This is a genomic window from Shewanella litoralis (assembly GCF_009828585.1).
Classification (GTDB): Bacteria; Pseudomonadota; Gammaproteobacteria; order Enterobacterales; family Shewanellaceae; genus Shewanella; species Shewanella litoralis.
On record NZ_WSRZ01000021.1, the window covers coordinates 1 to 19,818 of the forward strand.

Annotated in this window: 21 protein-coding genes; 18 read left to right on the forward strand and 3 right to left on the reverse strand. The window is 43.7% G+C overall.

Features of this window, described 5'->3' with window-relative positions; genetic code table 11:
- Positions 1-136: 136 nt before the first annotated feature.
- Entirely contained in the window at positions 137-703 is a 567-nt protein-coding gene (locus GQA99_RS15665; RefSeq protein ID WP_160055409.1) for a chorismate--pyruvate lyase family protein, read from the reverse strand.
- Positions 704-829: 126 nt separating this feature from the next.
- On the opposite strand from GQA99_RS15665, the gene GQA99_RS15670 reads away from it, so the two are divergent.
- Both GQA99_RS15670 and rlmF read left to right on the forward strand, forming a co-directional pair.
- Positions 830-1,228, forward strand: a complete 399-nt coding sequence (locus tag GQA99_RS15670) for a flagellar basal body-associated protein FliL (protein ID WP_160055411.1) — start codon at positions 830-832, stop codon at positions 1,226-1,228.
- Entirely contained in the window at positions 1,228-2,283 is a 1,056-nt protein-coding gene (gene rlmF / locus GQA99_RS15675) for a 23S rRNA (adenine(1618)-N(6))-methyltransferase RlmF (protein WP_160055413.1), read from the forward strand. The genes GQA99_RS15670 and rlmF overlap by 1 nt, the downstream gene beginning before the upstream one ends.
- A 9-nt stretch (positions 2,284-2,292) precedes the next feature.
- Here the strand turns inward: rlmF and GQA99_RS15680 are convergent, their stop codons facing one another.
- On the reverse strand, positions 2,293-3,153 hold the full coding sequence (locus tag GQA99_RS15680) for a formate dehydrogenase accessory sulfurtransferase FdhD (protein WP_160055415.1): 861 nt from the start codon (positions 3,151-3,153) through the stop codon (positions 2,293-2,295).
- A gap of 325 nt (positions 3,154-3,478) precedes the next feature.
- Here GQA99_RS15680 and GQA99_RS15685 point away from each other — a divergent pair, with 325 nt between their 5' ends.
- The 15 genes from GQA99_RS15685 to GQA99_RS15755 all read left to right on the forward strand — a co-directional run bounded on the left by GQA99_RS15685 (position 3,479) and on the right by GQA99_RS15755 (position 17,345).
- The gene (locus GQA99_RS15685; RefSeq protein ID WP_160055417.1) at positions 3,479-3,946 is read left to right on the forward strand and encodes a DUF3305 domain-containing protein; all 468 of its coding nucleotides are present in this window, start codon (positions 3,479-3,481) and stop codon (positions 3,944-3,946) included.
- Positions 3,943-4,575 carry a DUF3306 domain-containing protein gene (locus GQA99_RS15690; protein WP_160055419.1) on the forward strand — a complete coding sequence of 211 codons (633 nt, stop codon included), beginning with the start codon at positions 3,943-3,945 and terminating at the stop codon, positions 4,573-4,575. The genes GQA99_RS15685 and GQA99_RS15690 overlap by 4 nt, the downstream gene beginning before the upstream one ends.
- A gap of 143 nt (positions 4,576-4,718) precedes the next feature.
- A complete protein-coding gene (locus GQA99_RS15695) occupies positions 4,719-6,404 on the forward strand; it encodes a 4Fe-4S binding protein (protein ID WP_160055421.1) in 1,686 nt (561 codons plus the stop codon).
- Between the two features lie 10 nt (positions 6,405-6,414).
- Positions 6,415-7,080, forward strand: coding sequence for a TorD/DmsD family molecular chaperone (locus tag GQA99_RS15700; protein ID WP_160055423.1), 666 nt, complete (start codon positions 6,415-6,417; stop codon positions 7,078-7,080).
- A gap of 50 nt (positions 7,081-7,130) precedes the next feature.
- Positions 7,131-7,328, forward strand: a complete 198-nt coding sequence (locus GQA99_RS15705; protein ID WP_160055425.1) for a formate dehydrogenase — start codon at positions 7,131-7,133, stop codon at positions 7,326-7,328.
- A 16-nt stretch (positions 7,329-7,344) separates the two neighbouring features.
- Positions 7,345-10,194, forward strand: coding sequence for a formate dehydrogenase subunit alpha (locus GQA99_RS15710; RefSeq protein WP_160055551.1), 2,850 nt, complete (start codon positions 7,345-7,347; stop codon positions 10,192-10,194).
- 25 nt (positions 10,195-10,219) lie between these two features.
- The gene (gene fdh3B, locus GQA99_RS15715) at positions 10,220-10,816 is read left to right on the forward strand and encodes a formate dehydrogenase FDH3 subunit beta (RefSeq protein WP_160055427.1); all 597 of its coding nucleotides are present in this window, start codon (positions 10,220-10,222) and stop codon (positions 10,814-10,816) included.
- A 47-nt stretch (positions 10,817-10,863) separates the two neighbouring features.
- On the forward strand, positions 10,864-11,880 hold the full coding sequence (locus tag GQA99_RS15720) for a formate dehydrogenase subunit gamma (RefSeq protein ID WP_160055429.1): 1,017 nt from the start codon (positions 10,864-10,866) through the stop codon (positions 11,878-11,880).
- Positions 11,881-12,156: 276 nt separating this feature from the next.
- On the forward strand, positions 12,157-12,390 hold the full coding sequence (locus tag GQA99_RS15725) for a hypothetical protein (protein ID WP_160055431.1): 234 nt from the start codon (positions 12,157-12,159) through the stop codon (positions 12,388-12,390).
- Positions 12,391-12,463: 73 nt separating this feature from the next.
- Positions 12,464-13,258, forward strand: coding sequence for an EcsC family protein (locus GQA99_RS15730; protein WP_160055433.1), 795 nt, complete (start codon positions 12,464-12,466; stop codon positions 13,256-13,258).
- 107 nt (positions 13,259-13,365) lie between these two features.
- A complete protein-coding gene (locus GQA99_RS15735) occupies positions 13,366-14,250 on the forward strand; it encodes a formate/nitrite transporter family protein (protein WP_160055435.1) in 885 nt (294 codons plus the stop codon).
- 92 nt (positions 14,251-14,342) lie between these two features.
- Positions 14,343-15,335, forward strand: coding sequence for an alpha/beta fold hydrolase (locus GQA99_RS15740; protein WP_160055437.1), 993 nt, complete (start codon positions 14,343-14,345; stop codon positions 15,333-15,335).
- A 221-nt stretch (positions 15,336-15,556) separates the two neighbouring features.
- A complete protein-coding gene (locus GQA99_RS15745; protein ID WP_160055439.1) occupies positions 15,557-16,000 on the forward strand; it encodes a GNAT family N-acetyltransferase in 444 nt (147 codons plus the stop codon).
- A gap of 112 nt (positions 16,001-16,112) precedes the next feature.
- On the forward strand, positions 16,113-16,982 hold the full coding sequence (locus tag GQA99_RS15750; protein WP_160055441.1) for an EamA family transporter: 870 nt from the start codon (positions 16,113-16,115) through the stop codon (positions 16,980-16,982).
- Between the two features lie 30 nt (positions 16,983-17,012).
- The gene (locus GQA99_RS15755) at positions 17,013-17,345 is read left to right on the forward strand and encodes a DMT family transporter (protein WP_160055443.1); all 333 of its coding nucleotides are present in this window, start codon (positions 17,013-17,015) and stop codon (positions 17,343-17,345) included.
- A gap of 110 nt (positions 17,346-17,455) precedes the next feature.
- Here GQA99_RS15755 and GQA99_RS15760 read toward each other — a convergent pair whose 3' ends face one another.
- Positions 17,456-18,619 (reverse strand): iron-containing alcohol dehydrogenase, encoded by a 1,164-nt coding sequence (locus GQA99_RS15760; RefSeq protein ID WP_160055445.1) that lies wholly within the window; start codon positions 18,617-18,619, stop codon positions 17,456-17,458.
- 287 nt (positions 18,620-18,906) lie between these two features.
- Between GQA99_RS15760 and GQA99_RS15765 the strand changes: the two genes are divergently transcribed.
- Positions 18,907-19,776: an AraC family transcriptional regulator gene (locus tag GQA99_RS15765; protein WP_160055447.1), complete on the forward strand. Its 870-nt coding sequence runs from the start codon at positions 18,907-18,909 to the stop codon at positions 19,774-19,776.
- Positions 19,777-19,818 lie beyond the last annotated feature (42 nt).

A 19,818-nucleotide genomic window follows, 5' to 3' on the forward strand; every position in this document is an offset into this window, starting at 1 on the left:
CTAGCGCGGAACTCATCGTGGAGCGGGTGTAAAGCACCTAATGAAGACTCCGAATACATTAGCGCAAACCAACCTCGTTATCGAAAATATCATTTGCAATAACGAGGCGGACCATACATTTTTATTGCTATGCAGTTTAATCTTGATTGATGTACTCAACCGCAGCAGGTAAAAATATCTCGCTGACAATCAGTTGCGAACCAAGCAGATTAAAATAGCGCCTTCTCCCCCATAAGCTCGATGTCACATGTTGATCCAGGCTTGTGGCTAACGCAGCGAGTCTGCCGCAGGTTTCGAACTGGGCTACTTCGATCTCACCGGGGGTAATATCTGGGCTGGTAAATAATACCTCTCCAAGCGGGCGGGTACCTAAACCTTCAAAATGATGGCTCTGAGTATGTAAAATATTTTGCGGGATTAATGTGCGGGCAAACACCCAGGGTGTGCCATCAAGGCATAATAGTACTTCACGGATCCAAACCGGTTCATTGTGGCTTGGAAACTCATGTTCAAGAGGTGAGAGCAAGTGCTCCCCGAGGACTTTGACTTCAAAATGGCGACAATGGGTTTTAAGGCGTTGGGTTAAACTGCCTGGTGCTAATAACCAGTCTTTGAGTTGGTTATTTGGTAAGGAATCGATTTTTTGTGGCGAAAACCAATGAATTGATTCACCATATGGAAAGCTAACACTGGTCACGTTCATCTAAAACTCGTTACAATATACCTCAACGGCAATAGTCTATCATGTCGTGAATCACCAAACACGCCTCAAGGTGTGAGCAACATGGCCGATTTAATTAACGTTACATCTTTAGGAGTGTCTTTTATTATGAAAAAATGGCTTTCAACGTTAGTTATATTATGTTGCGCAGCATTTCACGTACATGCAGCAGATGAAGGTGTCGAAGATTATGCATATTATGGTTTTGAGCCAGATATCGTCACTAATTATATTTCTAATCGTAAAAAATTAGGCTTTGTTAAAATTAGTGTTGAGCTGATGGTAAAAGATCCTAATGATTTAGTGAGTTTAGAGCATCACGATCCTCTTTTACGTTCTGCAATAGTCGAAATTTTAGGTAACCAGTCTGAAGATAAAGTGAAATCCTTGTCTGGCCGTGAAGAAATCCGCCGCGAGTGCTACGAGACGGTTAATCGTTTAATGGAACAAGAAGTGGGAAAGTCGATTGTGGTTAACTTATTATTTACTAAGTATTTATACGACTAATGAAGCGTTCTAATCCTGTTGGGCGAGCCAAGCCACAAGCTAAGCGCTCGCCATCCTCTCAACGTAAAGCATCGAATAACGTTAATATATCCAAAAAGTTGCACCCTCGTAATGCCCACCAACATGGCTATGATTTTGCAAAGTTAGTCGCGGTTATGCCATCATTAAGTGGCTTTGTGCGTGCCAATCACTATGGTAATCCTTCTATCGACTTTGCCGATCCTGACGCAGTAAAGTGCTTAAATGCAGCTTTATTACTCAGTGACTACAAAATAAAAAACTGGGATATTCCTGCGGGATATTTGTGCCCGCCAGTGCCAGGGCGTGCTGATTACTTGCACTACATTGCCGACTTATTAGCGCCAAAAGGACAGCTTATGTATGGGCCGAATATCCGCGTTTTGGATATTGGCACTGGTGCTAATGGTATTTACCCGTTGCTGGGGATTCAGACTTACGGCTGGCAGTTTATCGCATCGGACATTGACCCTGTCTCGATTGACAATGTCGCGAATATTGCGAAGCAAAACCCCAGTATTGAAGCTAATTTACAGTTAAGGCTTCAATCGACACCGCAACATATCTTTAAAGGCATTATTGCAGACAATGAACGTGTTGATGTCACCATGTGTAATCCACCCTTTCATCGCTCTTTAGCCGAAGCCTCTGCTGGTTCGTTACGCAAAGTGACTAATTTGGCTAAAAACCAGCAGCAAAAGCACGGTAACACATCACACAATTTAACCGCCGCTCAAGCAAACCCTAAATTGAATTTTGGTGGTCAAAAAGCGGAATTGTGGTGTGATGGAGGCGAAGCGCAATTTTTGGCCAACATGATAAACCAAAGTAAAGAATACGCCAGCCAGGTGTTGTGGTTTACGTCATTGGTGTCTAAATCTGACAACCTCAAGCCGTGTTATCAATTGCTTAAACACTTAAGTGCGGCAGAGGTCAACACGATTGAAATGACTCAGGGTAACAAAATTACTCGTATTTTGGTGTGGAGTTTTATCCCCACGCAATTACATCAGCAGTGGGGACAGTTACGAGGTTAGCTTGAGGTGTTATGCGTTATTTTTGAGTGCATCAAACTCTATGGTTTCACTGCCGTGATACACTAAAAAATGACGTCCTTTGGCACGTGCGATTAAGGTAATCCCCAGCTGCATCGCTAAGTCTAAGCCCATTTGGGTAACACCACTGCGAGACAATAATACCGGTATTCCCATCTTGGCGACTTTAATCACCATTTCTGAGGTGAGTCGGCCTGTAGTATAAAAGATTTTATCGCTGCCTGTTTGCTGCTCTAACCACATGTCACCGGCTAAGGTATCTACTGCGTTATGACGCCCAACATCTTCAACAAACGCGAGTATTTTATCGTGTTGGCAAATCCCACATCCATGCACCGCACCGGCATTTTTGTAGGTTTCGTTATACGCATTAATGTTATTGAGTAGCGCATAAATTGTTGATTGTTTTAAGGCTGGCGTGGGTAGTGATATTTCATCTAAACCTTGTAAAAATCCGCCGTAAACAGTGCCTTGACCGCAACCTGATGTAACCGTCTTTTCCGACAATTTTTGCTCAATATCTTCCGATACCTCTTGCGTGATGACCGCAGCAGAACTCACATCCCAGTCAACAATGACAGACTCTAATAAGCTTAAGTCGCTAATAAACCCCTGGTTTTTAAGATAACCAATGGTCAATGACTCGGGTTTTGCGCCTAATGTCATTAACGTTACGATTGGGCGCCAATTTAAATACACGGTTAGCGGGCGTTCACAGGCAACAAATTTATCGACCACAATACCCTGGTCATCCACCGCTTTAACCGCAATAGTTAAAGGTACTTGTGTGGCTGTTTTGACAAATTTCACGGGCTTGCGGGTTGAGGACATTGCCGAAGCAGATTGGGTCATAAGTGAGCCTCTTAAAGTGTATTTTATGGATGTGTTCACCCTACTGGGTTACCTCATCGGCTAATTAGCATAGCAATTATTATTCCCTAAACTGAAAACATCTTATCCAAGCGTGATCTAACGCAAATCTTCAACAAATCAATACTTTTAACGTGTATTAATGTCCCAGTTGCTATTGCGGTGTGGACATAATGTCCTATTGTTAATAGGTAAATTGAGATCAAGTTCAAAGTTAATTTTACTTTTTAGTTGGCATCATTTTTGCTCTACCTAAGTATAGCAATTCAATCACACTTGGCTTATGTAGCCTGAGGTCAGCATCAATATGCAACATACCGATAAGATATGGCCAATGTATGTGTCACTTAAAAAAGTGCAAGTGCAAACAGGGCGCTGGACATCGGTTCGCTGGGAGCTTGAGCACATTGTGCCAGCAACTCAACCTAAGCCCGACAATGCCGTGCTGATTCCACTTGAACTCTATAAAGATCAACGTGGCAGCTACCGCATTAACCTCGATATGAATAACCCAACGTTGTACATAGTGTGCGATGAACTCAGTGATGGTACCTGGATACCCGCGATTATTTCTGCTGATCAACATGTCAGTGCCGGCTGCTTAGAGTCAGACACGCCAGTGTTGAATATTCCAATGCCTAGCGCGATTGCCTGTTGGATTGAAGCATTCATTACTCGACATGGTGAAGTAGAAATTAGCGCTCATCGTCGTAAGCATGTCAATCGTCGTAAAAATGAAGGCCCAAGTGCCAACCGTTCTGGGAATATGCAATGAGCAGCCAGGACGGATTATTAAGTCGCTGGGAACTACGGCGTCAGCGAGTGGCTGCAGAAGCAGAGCTGCAAGAGCTTGATACTGCAAATGAGTCGCTTGAGCTTACGCCACAACCTGAAGTGGCAGAGCAAACAGAACTTGATGATGCATCAACCGATGTTAGCCATGAAGAAGAGCCGTTACCCGATCCAAGCACCATTGAAGTGGGCGGCAGTTTTGCTCGGTTTATGGCTAAAAATGTCGATCCAACCGCTAAGGCTGCAGCATTGCGTGCTTTATGGAAGCAACCACAATACGGCCATATCGATGGCTTATTAGAATATGCACTCGATTACACCAATCAACCCATATTGTCTGCTGAAGTGTCAGCAGAGTTGGCCAGCAAAGTGTTTCGTTACGTGGTAGAAAAAACAGATCCTGAAGAAGATGAGTTACTTGCAGACTCTGAAACCGAGATGGGTAGTGACGTTGAAACAGTAACAACCGACATAAGCAGTGAAACAGAATTTACAGAAGTTGATGAGTCGTTAGCGATTACGCAACAATCGGAAACGTTATCGGCTAACGCCCAAGTACAGGATGATGACCTACTTGAGCCAGCCTTTGCCAGTGATGAGGCTAAAGGCTAACAGACCGTATTAAGCCGATATGATATTGATATGTTATCGGGTATGCAGTCAGTCGATTTGATGAGTTGATATAAATAAAAAGTGTTAATTGCACCGTGAGCCATTGCGATTAACCAGAGACAAAAACCGATATTAGGAACGCAATGAGCATAATAAAAAACCAGCCTATGCTGAAACAAGCTCGGCAACAGGTAATGGCGAATACCCAGATTTTACAAAATCTGATCCCGCCAACCGTTAGTTATACCACTCAAGGCAATGTATTAGTCATTGGCCCAGAAGATCTTGCCCGTTTAGCGGCGGACAAATTGTCCATCATGAACAGTTGTGTCATTTTGGCCAATGAAGCGATTACTAGCCAGGATGAAGCACACCTTGAAGCTGTAATGAATGCCGCCACGCAAGTTGAAAGCTACTACAACAAATTAGTCAGTATTAAAGGCTTTTTAGGTCAGTTTCAGGTAAAAGTTGAAGGTTGCAATGGCATTAGCGAGCTTAGTGTAGTGGCGATTCGTCAAGCACACTTTGATATCGTGCTCGACCTAAGTCACAGCCCAAGTATTAATTTAGAAATGCTGCCTCCTGGGTATTTTTATGTAGGCCAAGACAAAGCATTACTGGCAGATGCCCTTGAGCAAATTCCTGATTTAGTGGGTCAGTTTGATAAACCACGATACGTCAAAGTTAATCATGACATTTGTGCGCATAACAAACATGGCTTAAATGGCTGTAACCGATGCTTAAACTTTTGCCCTGCAGATGCGATTAGTAGCGTAGCGCAAAAAATTGAAATTGACCCTTACCTTTGCCATGGTGCAGGCAGTTGTACCAATGCATGCCCAACAGGGGCATTAAGTTACGATTTACCTACGCCAAAATCTTTGCATGCCTATCTTGAAAAGTTAGTGAGTCGTTACCGTCAACAAGCGCAAACCGCACCTGTTGTGTTATTTCACGATAATGAAGCTGGTGCTCAGTTTATTAGCGACGAGTTAAGCGGCGATGTGTTACCTGTGGCAATGGAAGAAATCACCGTAGCCAGTATTGACCATTGGATGACCACGTTAGCCTATGGTGCTCGGGAAGTGTTGATTTTAAATACCCCAGCTACAGCACCCACATTGACGCAAATGCTCAAAGGTGAGTTAACGTTAGCCAATCGTATTTTAGATGAAATGGGCCAGCCGCAGCGCATTCGCTTAATCAGCCCTGATGATCTTGCCGATTTATATCCATCATTAGCGATTAGCCTAGCATGGCCGGTAATTATGCCGATGGTTGTTAATCAGGCTGATATTACCCCCGCAAGTAATGCCAAACGCAGTTTATTATTTCAAACGATTGACCATCTAAATAGCCAGGCTGCTGCGGTTGATAACGTGATGCCACTGGCGAACATTCCTTACGGAATGGTGCGTATTAATAGTGATAAATGCACCTTGTGTATGTCGTGCGTTGCAACATGTCCAACTCAGGCATTAAAAGATGGTGGAGATTCACCAGCACTTAAATTCATCGAGCAAGACTGCGTGCAATGTGGCTTGTGTGAAGCGGCTTGTCCGGAAAAGGTCATTAGTCTAGTACCACAAATTAACTTCAATCCACAACAGCGTCAGCAAGTCCAAATACTAAAAGAAGAACCACCATTTGAGTGTATCCGCTGCGGTAGCGAGTTTGCCACCCAATCAATGATACATAAAATGGTCGAAATGGTCGGCGCGCACAGTGCGTTTAGCGCCAATATAGAGCGTTTGAAAATGTGTGGCGATTGCCGTGTAAAAGACATGTTTGAAGACATCCTTGATGATCCAGAAAAGCAATTGCGATAAGAGATCTGCTATGACAGAAACAGTGAGACAAATAAGCGAAAACGACCAATTAAGAGCTGATATTTATCAGTTGTTGGCCGCGCTAATGCGCCGCCAACCGAGTGCCGAGCTATTGCAGTTTTTAGCTGATTTAGACATAGAAGTCGAAGAAGGCAACGCCATGAGCGATGCCTGGATAGCATTGAAGCAAGCAGCACAAAAAAGTGATACCGATACCTTAGAAGATGAATATTTTGCCATTTTTCTTGGCGTCGGCAGCGGTGAAATTATGCCGTATGGCAGTTGGTTTATGACCGGTTCACTCATGGATAAACCCTTAGCGGCATTACGAAGTGACTTAATGCAATTAGGGTTTGAACGTGAAGAGAACGTTAAAGAACCTGAAGATCACGTCGCCGCGTTATGCGAAGTGATGGGTTGCCTCATTTTAGAGGCACCAGGCTATCGCCAACTAGCGTTTTACCAACGTCATATTGGTAGCTGGATTATTCGCTTTTGCGACAATTTAGCTAAAACACCCAGTGCTAAGTTTTACGTTGCGGTTGCGCAACTGGCTAACGCCTTTTTTACGGCTGAAGCGAATGAATTTGAACAGCTAAGTTTAAATATCCCGGTGAATTGTCCAGGTAGTGCTGACCTTGATCCGATTGATGAACAGGCTGTGCAAATTAACTAAACCGGATGCCGGTTAAGTGAACCTCATCTTTTTATCAACAAGGAGACATTATGAAGAAGCAAGCTTCCGACATGGGTCGTCGCCAAATGCTAAAAGCATTAGCGCTCGGCAGTGCGGCAGGTGCTGTTGCTAGTATAAGTGCACCCGCACTTGCTCAAGTAACGAAACCGTCTACACAAGAGCCTACGGGCAATAACTACCGCGAAACAGAGCATATCCGTAATTACTATGCTTCGTTAAGTAAATAACAAAGGAGAGTGTGTGATGCGATTAACCCGCAAATCAGACACAGTCGAGACTAAAACAACGTCCGGCTTAGGTCTTAACCGACGTCAATTCCTCAAGTCTGCCAGTTTGGCGACCGGTGGTATTGCTGCAGCGTCAATGCTTGGTGCAGGCATGATGCGTAAAGCAGAGGCAAAAGATGTGCCTCACAACGCGCCAACAGAAGTGAAAAGAACGATTTGTTCTCACTGTTCAGTTGGTTGTGGTATTTACGCAGAAGTACAAAATGGGGTGTGGACAGGGCAAGAGCCTGCGTTCGACCATCCATTTAATCAAGGTGGACACTGTGCTAAAGGTGCAGCATTACGTGAGCATGGCCACGGTGAAAAACGCTTAAAATACCCAATGAAGCTAGAAGGTGGTAAATGGAAGCGTCTATCATGGGAGCAAGCCATCAATGAAGTAGGCGACAAAATGGAGACGATTCGTCAAGAATCTGGTCCTGATTCAGTTTACTTTATGGGTAGCGCTAAATTTTCAAACGAACAATCTTATATGTATCGCAAATTAGCGGCAATGTGGGGCACGAATAATATCGACCACTCTGCACGTATTTGTCACTCTACCACGGTAGCCGGTGTTGCAAACACCTGGGGCTACGGTGCGCAAACTAACTCGTTTAATGACATGCGCAACTCAAAGTGCATGATGTTTATTGGTTCTAACCCATGTGAAGCTCATCCTGTGGCGATGCAGCACATTTTAATTGGTAAAGAACGCGGTGCCAAAATCATCGTAGTTGATCCACGCTTTACTCGTACAGCAGCCAAGTCTGATGAATATGTTCATATTCGTCCAGGTACTGACATTCCATTTATTTATGGTCTGTTATGGCATATTTTCGAAAACGGCTGGCAAGATGACTCGTTCATTTCTCAACGTGTATACGGCATGGAACGTATTCAAGAAGAAGTGAAAAAGTACACCCCAGAAGAAGTTGAAAACGTTGCAGGTGTACCAAAAGAGCAAATGTATCGCGTTGCTAAAATGATGGCTGAAACTAAGCCTGGCACCATTGTATGGTGTATGGGTGGTACTCAGCATCACATTGGTAATGCTAACACCCGTGCTTACTGTATTTTACAGCTAGCCCTTGGCAACATGGGTATTGAAGGCGGCGGAACAAACATTTTCCGTGGTCACGATAACGTACAGGGTGCTACAGACTTTGGCTTGTTATTTGATAACTTACCAGGGTACTACGGCTTAACGTCTGGTGCATGGGACCATTGGGCCAATGTATGGGACTTAGAACCAAGCTGGATTAAAAGTCGTTTCGATCAGGCTCAATACTTAGGGCAAGATCCACAAACCTCGGCAGGTATTCCGTGTTCACGTTGGCACGATGGCGTGTTAGAAGACAAAACCAAAATAGCGCAAAAAGACAATATCCGTCTTGCATTCTTCTGGGGTCAGTCTGTTAACACCGAAACTCGTGGTCGTGAAGTACGAGAAGCGCTCAATAAAATGGATACCGTAGTGGTTGTCGATCCATTCCCAACCATGGCCGGTGTCATGCACGAACGCCAAGATGGGGTGTATTTACTGCCCGCGTCAACGCAGTTTGAAACCTATGGTTCTGTGTCTGCGTCTAACCGCTCACTTCAGTGGCGCTCACAAGTTATTGAGCCATTATTTGAGTCATTACCTGACCACATCATCATGTATAAATTGGCCAAAAAATGGGGCGTGGCAGAGCAATTCTGTAAGCACATTAAGGTCAATGGTGAAGAACCATTGATTGAAGACATCACCCGTGAATTTAACACAGGTATGTGGACAATTGGTTACACAGGTCAAAGCCCTGAGCGTTTGAAAATGCACCAAGAAAACTGGGGTACTTTCGACGTTAACTCACTTGAAGCTCCAGGCGGCCCAGCTAAAGGCGAAACCTATGGTTTACCTTGGCCATGTTGGGGCACACCAGAAAACAAACATCCAGGTACACAAATTTTGTATCGTACCGGCCGTGAAGTTAAAGACGGTGGTGGTAACTTCCGCGCGCGTTATGGTGTGGAACATGAAGGCAATAACATTCTTGCAGAAGGCTCTTTCTCGAAAGGATCTGAAATTCAAGACGGTTACCCAGAGTTTACTGCCGACATGCTTAAACAGCTTGGCTGGTGGGACGATCTAACTGCTGAAGAAAAAGTCAAAGCAGAAGGACAAAACTGGAAAACAGATATCTCTGGTGGTATTCAACGTGTGGCAATTAAGCATGGTTGTATTCCTTACGGTAACGCTAAAGCGCGTTGTATCGTATGGAACTTCCCTGATGACATTCCATTACACCGTGAACCGCTATACACCCCTCGTCGTGATTTAGTGGCTAAGTACCCAACTTACGAAGACCGTATGGTGGCACGTCTACCCACACTTTATAAGACTATTCAAGATAAGGACTTTGCTACGGACTTCCCACTTGCTGTTACAACCGGGCGTTTGGTGGAATATGAAGGCGGTGGCGAAGAGTCACGTTCAAACCCATGGCTTGCAGAATTACAGCAAGAAATGTTTATCGAGATCAACCCAGCCGATGCTGCTGATCGCGGTTTGCGTGATGGTGATGACGTGTTTGTTCACAGTCCAGAAGGGGCAAAAATTACCGTTAAGGCAATGGTGACACCACGTGTTATTGCTGGCGAATGTTTTATGCCGTACCACTTTGCGGGTGTATTTGAAGGCAAGAGCCTAGAGAAAAACTACCCAGAAGGCACAGTACCTTATGTAATTGGCGAATCCGCTAATACCGTAATGACCTATGGCTATGACGTTGTGACTCAGATGCAAGAGACTAAGTCTAGCTTGTGTCAGATCAGCAAAGCCTAAACACTTGATGAGGAGATAAGCCATTATGGCAGTCATGAAATTTCTGTGTGACACCAAACGCTGCATCGAGTGTAACGGTTGCGTCACAGCTTGTAAAAACGAGAACGACTCTGCTTTAGAGTGGGGTATTCAACGTCGCCGCGTGGTGACATTAAACGATGGTGAACCAGGAGAAGCATCAATATCAGTGGCGTGTATGCACTGTACCGACGCACCTTGTATGGCAGTATGCCCTGCAGACTGTTTCTACCGTACCGAAGACGGCATTGTGTTACACAACAAAGATACCTGTATCGGTTGTGGATACTGTTTCTATGCCTGTCCGTTTGGTGCACCGCAGTTCCCTAAAAAGACTGCATTTGGTAGCCGTGGCAAAATGGACAAATGTACATTCTGTGCGGGTGGCCCTGAAGAAGATCATTCTGAAGCAGAGCGCCTAAAATACGGTTCAAACCGTATCGCAGAAGGTAAATTGCCTATGTGTGCCGAGTTGTGTTCAACCAAAGCGTTACTCGCGGGCGATGCAGGCATAGTGTCTGACATTTACCGCCAACGTATGGCAACACGCGGTAATCCAAATGTGATTTGGGGCTACAACCCTAAAACCGGCGAAATGATCTAACCAGAGCATGTGCTGCGATTAAGTTCGCAGCCATATAAGGAGTGACAATGTTAACTTTAACGTTAAACAAATCACTGCGCAGGATGTTTGCTCTGTTGGTTCTGTGTATGGGATTGGGGTTGGTTACATCACCGGTGTATGCCGCTGATGAACAATCTAGCCAGCAACAAGCAAAGTCTAAAACCAGCGATGCAGATCTCTGGCGCGCAGTTAAAGCCGGCGAACCGGGATACAGTACAGACAAAGGCTTAGATGCTGATGTACTTATCAATGTCGCAGGTAACGACGGCAAGGTACTGCGAAATACTTACCTAAAGCCCGCAATTGGTTTAGCAGTTGTCGGTGTTTTTGCAGCCTTTTTAGTGTTTTACTTAGTCAATGGTCCATCTAAACTGAGTAAAGGCTTTTCAGGCAAAATGGTACTTCGTTGGAGTAAAAGCGATCTGTGGTTACATTGGATTATGGCGATATCTTGCCTAACGCTAATGGTAACGGGGATCGTCATTATGCTCGGGCGGCATTTTCTTGCACCTTACGTGGGTGAGGGAATATGGGCCGGTATCATCGCATTTAGTAAGTTTACTCACGACTGGTCGGGACCCATTTTTATGGTGTCTTGGCTATTATGTGTAATCAAGTGGATGCCGTTACAAACCTTTAAAATGTACGATTTAAAATGGTTTTTAGTGGTAGGTGGCTACATTAACTTTGGCCCGTTTAAAGGCAAACACCCAGACAGTGGGTTTGCCAACGCGGGTGAAAAAATGTGGTTTTGGACCTTAGCTATTTTTGGTCTAAGCATCAGTGCTACAGGGGTTATGCTTGTGTTCCCTACACTTGATTTACCCCGTGAGCTGTCGATGATTGCCTTACTTATTCACGGTGTTAGCGCGACGATTTTAATCGCGTTTACCATTGTGCATATTTGGATGGCAACCGTACTCAGCGAGGGCGGTATGGAGTGCATGGTATCGGGCTATTGTGACGAAAACTGGGCTTCGCAGCACCACAATGTGTGGTACGACGAAATCAAAGCTGATGGCACGTTAAAATACAAAGAGTAACCCTATAAAGTAAGTGTTAACACACGTGTTTATAGTAGAGATAAAACACCTTGTTAGGTAACTGACAAGGTGTTTTTTATTGGCTTTTTGGTTTTAGCAGATTGCTGTATGTTTAGTTTAGGTGCGTGATAAATATGAACCCAATATTGTCATGACCCAAGGCTATCCTCATGATCAGAGAAAGAGGGTATGCTATTAAATATCCTGAAAATGGCTTGATTAGCCCCCTACGCGACAGTTTTTTTGCTAAAACATCTATAATTAAAAGAGGCAGTAATGGCAACCCCACAAAATGATAAAATACCCGTTGATGAAAATGTAGATGATAGTGCTGCTTATGAAATGTCACAACGAGGTAGTCAGATTGATGATCCTTTAGAGGCGATTAAAGCAATGCGTTTAGACCAATTGTCTGTTTGCCGCCTCAAAACTGAGCAAGAAATGCAAGCAATGGTGAGTAAAGCAACAAATACTAAAGCAGCCAGTCATAACGCGAAAACAGATGATTAAGTTCGGTCTTATTGTAAATCTAAAAATTCACTCTTTTATCTCGTTGTTACTACACCAGTAAGGGGGAGAGTAGTTGAACATTTCAGAATCGCATCAAAAAGAACTTGTGATAGCCAAGTCATTATTAGAAAACCCTGGTTTGGCGGTCAAAATAACGAACTTTATCGGTACGCCAATTGAAAAAGGATTGGCGCTGCTGCCTGCTAACTGGAATAAAAATATCGCCAAAGTCACTGAAAAGTCGTTAATGAAAGCCTCTGAAGCGGCTATTTTTACGATGAAAGACAGTCCAGGTGAAGCGTCATCTAATCGCTGGCATAAATTAGGTGTAGCTGTAAGCGGTGGCGTGGGTGGTTTTTTTGGGTTAGCTGCAATAGCAGTTGAACTGCCAGTTTCTACATCGATTATGTTGCGATCTATTGCCGATATTGCTCGCAGTGAAGGAGAATTAATTACCTCCCCCGACACGAAAATGGCCTGTTTAGAAGTATTTGCTCTAGGTGGAGCCAGTGATTTAGACGATAGCAGTGAATCAGGTTATTTTGCCGTAAGAGCGGCTCTGGCTAAATCGGTGTCAGAAGCGGCTGAGTTTATGGTTAAAAAAGGCATAACTGACGAAGCCGCCCCGCTTTTGGTTAAGCTCATCAGTAATATTGCTGAAAAGTTTGGCGTACAAGTTACCCAAAAAGCCGCAGCTCAAGCCATACCCGCTATTGGCGCTGCTGGTGGAGCTATTATTAACACTTTATTTATTGACCACTTTCAAGACATGGCCAGAGGTCATTTTATTGTTCGAAAACTAGAGCGACTGTATGGTTATGATACAGTCAAGAATGCCTATAACTTGCTGCCTAATAGCACGCATTAATAACCGCCATCGAATCTCGCTTTAGCATTAACGCCAATCAATCAACAAGGTAAGGTATTTTAAACAAGGGGCACCAGGGCAGATTTATTGCAGAAAAGGATAGCAACATGACACAAAATGGACCATCTCAACCTACTGGCAACGCGGTTAAACGTGAAGCTCGGGAGCAAGAAACAACCGCATCAGAAATCGCTTTAACAGGCTCAGAGCGTGAAGCCGTGGCTGAAAATAGCAGTCTTTCGTCGCTAACGGTTTACTCAATCATCATGCGCGAAGGGCAGGAAGAATTAGAGCGGCCGATGTTGTCTTTATGGTGGTCAGGTATTGCTGCCGGTATCGGTATTTCATCTTCGGTATTAGCAGAAGCAGTTATTCGTAGCAATCTTGGTAGCGATCATCCTTATTTATCGTTGATTGAAAGTCTGGGTTATACCTTTGGTTTTGTTTTGGTGATTTTAGCCAGGCTGCAATTATTTACCGAAAATACCATTACTGTGATTTTACCGTTATTGGCAAACCCTTCTAAGCAAAGCCTAGCGTGCACTGCGCGTTTATGGACTGTGGTACTTGGGGCTAATTTTGTTGGCACATTTTTTATTGCTGCTATGGTGGTGCATGGTGGAATATTAACCGAAGATATCTTTAGCGCCATATTACAGATATCGCGACATGTGGCAGAGTTAACGCCATCTGAATCGTTATTGCGTGGGATTCCGGCTGGATTTTTTATTGCGGCTTTGGTGTGGATGCTACCGTCTGCAAAAGGGTCTGAGTTACTGGTGATAATCATGTTTACCTGGTTAATTGCCGCAGGCGAGTTTACTCATGTTATTGCCGGTTCAAATGAAATATTTACTTTAGTGCTCAATGGCGAGTTAAGTTTTTTCACAGCATGGTCTCATCATATTGGCCCTACGTTATTGGGTAACATTATTGGCGGTACCGGCTTATTTGCAATGTTAGCTTATGGCCAAGTTCGCCAAGAAATGTAGTTCAACAGATGAATAAAACGATGTTGTATTAGATGTAAGTGGCTGCTACTTTAAGTTTTTATTGATGTATGATTTTTTTGAGTGAGATAAAGATGAAGCGTTTGTATTTAGTATTATTGAGCCTATTTACGGTGTTAGCACCTGTATTTGCTGCAGAGCCCGTTAAATATAATAAAGAGTTGGACGGGTTTGACTATCCATTTGAAGTGCAGACGTTTAGTTTTAACTCACAAAGCAAAGATTTAGCGATGCGCTATATGGATGTGGGCGCTAAAGACGCAAAGAAAGTGATCGTGCTGTTACACGGCAAGAACTTCTCCGGCTATTACTGGGAGCAGGTTGCAAACGATCTATTAGCTAAAGGTTATAGAGTTATTATCCCTGATCAAATTGGCTTTGGTAAATCAACCAAGCCGGAGTTTTATCAATACAGTTTTGGCCAGTTAGCCTTAAATACTAAATCGTTATTAGACAGCTTACACATCAACAAGTTTGATCTTGTGGGTCATTCTATGGGCGGCATGTTAGCGACAACATTTGCAGTTAATTACCCAGGCGTAATTAATAAGCTCATATTGATAAACCCCATTGGCTTAGAAGATTACAGTCGCTATGTGCAATTTAAAGACGTTAACTTTTTCTATAAAAATGAGCTAGCCTCTAGTGTCGATAAGGCAAGAAACTATCAAAAAGCCAATTATTACGATGGTAAATGGTCTGATGAATACGAGAAATTATTACTACCCATGCAAGGGATGTTGGCAGGTGAAGATTGGCCTATCGTTGCTTGGAATAACGCATTAACTTATGGGCCAATATTCTCAGAAAACGTTGTCGATAGATTTTCGCAAATAACCAGTGAAACGGTATTAATTATCGGTACCCGAGACCAAACTGGCCCTGGTCGCGGTTGGTTAAAAGAAGGCGTAACCAGAACCTTAGGTGACTACAAAAAGCTTGGTGTTAATGCGCATCAGTTAATTAAAGGCTCGACATTAATTGAGCTTGAAGGATTAGGTCACATGCCGCAAGTTGAAAACTACGAAGTGTTTATAAAGGCATTTAATCAAGCACTGGGTCAATAATATAGCTGACCAGTTTTACTAAAAACGACCAATTCTCCCCCCCGAACCTCACTGTTTGGGGTATTTATCGTAAAAAGGTCATGTTAATAGCCATAATTTCAGCATAGTTATTTTTTATTACGCGGGGTTAATTATTACTGGTACATTTGCTGTTAAGCCTGGTCACATTATTAATGTGATTGGCATTACATAGTGGGTTGTTAGGTCAAATAGAGGGCATTATGACTTACCAGTTTGTTGAAGGTACGGTAGACGATATTGTCGCGGTACTTGCATTAGTACCTGAGTTTGACAATAGCATCACGGCAACCACAATCGCCGAGCGTCTTGCGGGTAAAAGTGCGTTAATTTTATTGGCTAAGTACGATACAGCGCCCATTGCCTTTAAAGTGGGTTACTCGCTCAATCATGATGAGTTTTACAGCTGGCTTGGCGGAGTTGCACCACAGCACCGAGAAATGAAAGTCGCCTCTCAATTATGCCAGTTGCAAGAGTCATGGGCAGTTGCGCAAGGATTTAAAACGATTAAGGTTAAGTCCATGAATCAGTTTCCCAACATGTTACATATGCTTATTGCCAGTGGTTATCATATCTGTGGTTATGACAATAATGGTGCAACCACGAACAGCAAAATCGCCTTTATAAAAAGCATCACACAGGCATAAGATTAATCCCTCAATGGTATGACTTCTGTGCATGTTGATATTTAATACTGCTCGGTTTTAACGTGCTCATGTAGAATGCCGTTATTGCGTTTTTCATCTTTAGGTTTTTTCTATGCAAATCAATCGTGTACTTCTCACAGCTGTCGGCAGTGTATTGTTGGCAATGGTGACGATTCAATCTGGTGCTTCATTAGCAAAACAACTTTTTCCTATCGTGGGGCCAGAAGGCACGACAGCGTTACGTTTAGGTTTTGCCGCGGTCATTTTGTGGTTGGTGTTCCGCCCTTGGCGCGCACTACCTCAAGGGCGAGATTGGCAAAGCATTATTATTTATGGACTGTGCCTGGGCGGGATGAATATTTTATTTTATCTTGCGATTGAACGTATTCCGTTAGGCATTGCAGTCGCGCTTGAGTTTACCGGCCCGCTGGCGGTAGCCTTATTTAGCTCAAAGCGTAAAAGCGATTTGTTTTGGGTAGCTTGTGCCATTGCAGGCATTTTATTGCTCATGCCAAGTTTGTCGAGCGCTCAAGGGCTTGATATAGCAGGAGCATTGATGGCACTGGGTGCCGGTGCTTGTTGGGCCGGGTATATTTTATTTGGTACTCGTACAGGTAAGCAAGCATCTGGCGGCATAACGGTGGCTTTAGGCATGACCGTGGCTGCAATTGTTTTAGTGCCCGTTGGTGCTGTTACCCAAGGCTTAGCGTTAATTAGCTGGGAAGTCTTACCGCTTGGCTTATTAGTTGGGGTGTTATCAAGTGCGTTGCCCTATTCATTAGAAATGGTGGCGCTGCGTAATATGCCTACCCAGGCCTTTAGCGTGCTCATGAGTTTAGAGCCAGCAATTGCTGCATTAGCGGGTTTTGTCATTTTAAGTGAGCAATTAACCGTGCTTCAGTGGTCTGCCATTGGTTTAGTGATACTGGCGTCAATAGGCAGTAGCTTTACGCCTAAAAAAGCGGTTGAAATGGGCGTGTAATCAGATGTTAATTAAATTATGGTACAGGAAATGAAAAGTTGGATATTGTTAAGTGTGGCGATTTTAACCGAAGTTGTGGCGACATCTGCGCTTAAAGCCAGTGATGGATTTACTAAAGTTACGCCTTCAATAGTGGTTATTGTTGGCTATGTGTTGTCTTTTTACTTTCTTTCTCTAGCATTAAAAGGGATCCCGGTAGGTGTCGCTTATGCCACATGGGCAGGCCTTGGGATTGTGCTTATTACCTTAATAGCCTGGGTGATGTACGGTCAAAAGTTGGATTTAGGTGCACTGGTGGGCATGGGATTTATTTTGATTGGTGTGGTGATAATGAATTTATTTTCGAATGTGACGCCGCATTAGCGTAGAAAGACAGGTAACTAAAAAGGGCTTAACAATACACGTGATTGTTAAGCCCTTTTTCGTTTCGAGCAACTCGAAGCGACCCTAATGTCGCTTCGATTAAATGCTGACTACCACGCCATATCTAAAATTTTACGGCTGGTGGCTAAATCAACTTTGCCACTTTCAGATAATGCGGTCATGCCGTGGGCTTCTAACGCGTCAACCACTTGAGATAGTTGCTCTTGCGTTACACCATGGTCACGTAAACGCACAGGTAAACCCACTTGCTTGAAGAAAGCTTCGGTTTTGTCGATAGCCTGAACTACACGGCTTGCTTCGTCACCTTCTGTAATATCCCACACGCGTGCAGCATATTGTACGAGTTTGGCGTGTTTTTGCTCTTTTAGCACACGCCATAATGATGGCAAGATCACCGCGAGCGTTTGTGCATGGTCAATATCAAATAGGGCAGTTAGCTCGTGGCCAATCATATGAGTCGACCAATCTAACGGTACGCCTGTACCTATCATGCCGTTTAGGGCAGATGTGGCACTCCACATTAAGTTTGCACGAGCATCATAGTTGGTTGGCTCTGCAACTGTGATTGGGCCAACTTCAATTAAGGTACGTAAAATACCTTCTGCCATGCGGTCTTGTACGCGGGCATCAACTGGGTAAGTTGCATATTGCTCAAGCACATGCACAAATGCATCAACCACACCGTTAGCAACCTGAATTTTTGGCAAGCTGAAGGTTAATTCAGGATCTAGCATGGCAAATGTTGGGTAAGCACATGGGTGGTTTACTGGGAATTTACCACCTTGATAACTTACAACGGCAAAGGCGTTCATTTCAGAACCGGTAGCTGGCAGGGTAGCAATCACACCGAGTGGAATCACTTTGTCATCAGCCACTGGCACTGGGTTAAACCCGTGTTGTAGTAAGCTTGCTGTATCGCCGTCAAACTGAGTGGCAAGGGCGATAAATTTGGTGCCGTCCATGACTGAACCACCACCCACAGCTAACAAGAAGTCGATTTTTTCATTACGTGCCACTTCTACAGCTTTTAGCAGAGTGTCATATTTTGGGTTGGCTTCAATACCACCAAATTCAAATACAGTGCGGTTACCTAAAGCGGCTTTGACTTTATCAAGCGTACCAAAACGTTGCACGCTGCCGCCACCGTAAGTGATTAATACTCTGGCATTGGCTGGTATAAGTTGATCTAACTCTGCAATACGGTCTTTGCCGAAAACAACATGAGTAGGGTTACGATAATTAAAGTTAAGCATAATAGGCGCCTTTTGGTTTAGCGATAAAACAATAAATACGTTGCAGTTTACCCACGCTCTTAAACATCAGGTTGTAAGAGTGGCGCAAACAACAGCCAGAAATCATGTGTCTATAATAGTCTCTTGAGTCAAAATAAACATACACAGAACTATCGTGTTCATGCTCATTCCTACCTTTTTTGTTTAAATAAGATGTTTATTTGCTAAATATAATGCCTTTTACTACTTTTTTGGTAATATCTATCTTAACTCGGCAATGGTGCTGTTAATTTTATTAAGGTGGTTTTATGAATGAGATAGCAACATTAATGGCACAGCTTGCACCACAAGAAGGAGTTAATAATACTCATTTGGCTGGGGTACGTGTGTTTCGTGGCTCACAATATGCTTCTCGGGGGCCATTATGCTATTCCCAGGGGGTGTTGATTGTGGGTCAGGGCAAAAAGCGTGTCTATATTGAGGATAAAACCTTTGACTACGACCGTCAGCATTCATTAGTCATGACGGTACCGCTCCCGGTTGAATGCGAAACCTTTGCCAGTATTGAAGAACCGGTATTAGTGTTGATGGTTGATATTAACTTAGTGCAGTTAAATTACATCGTTAGGCTAATGGACGAACATCATCAAATTCCAAAAGATTTAAATGAGTCGCGCCAAAGTGGTTTTTTTATTGCCGACAGCACTGAAGACATGGATTGCAGTGTTATCCGCTTATTGCAGGCTTTGCAGTCGCCGTTAGAGGCTAAAGTGATGGGCGAGGCGTTAGTGCTCGAACTGCTATATCGCTTATTGGATTCGCCAAATGCCGCACCGCTGTATGCCTTGTCGTTAAGCCATACCCGCTTGTCGAGAGTGGAAAAAGCCCTCAGTTATATCCACAAACACTATGGTGATTCGGTCGAGGTCGATACATTAGCGGGTTTAGTGAACATGAGCCCGTCAGCGTTCCATCGCTGTTTTAAAGAAGTGACATCATCGTCGCCTATTCAATATGTGAAGAAAATTCGCTTAAATAAAGCCAGAGAGTTATTACAATTACAAAAACTTAAAGTGAAAGAGGTATCTACCCAGGTGGGCTATGAAAGCACGGCACAATTTAGCCGTGAATTTAAACGCTACTTTGATCAAAGCCCGGGTGAGTTTGCTCGGTTATAATGCGCATTTACATCGTGTTCGCTTATTGATTAAGGGATTAAT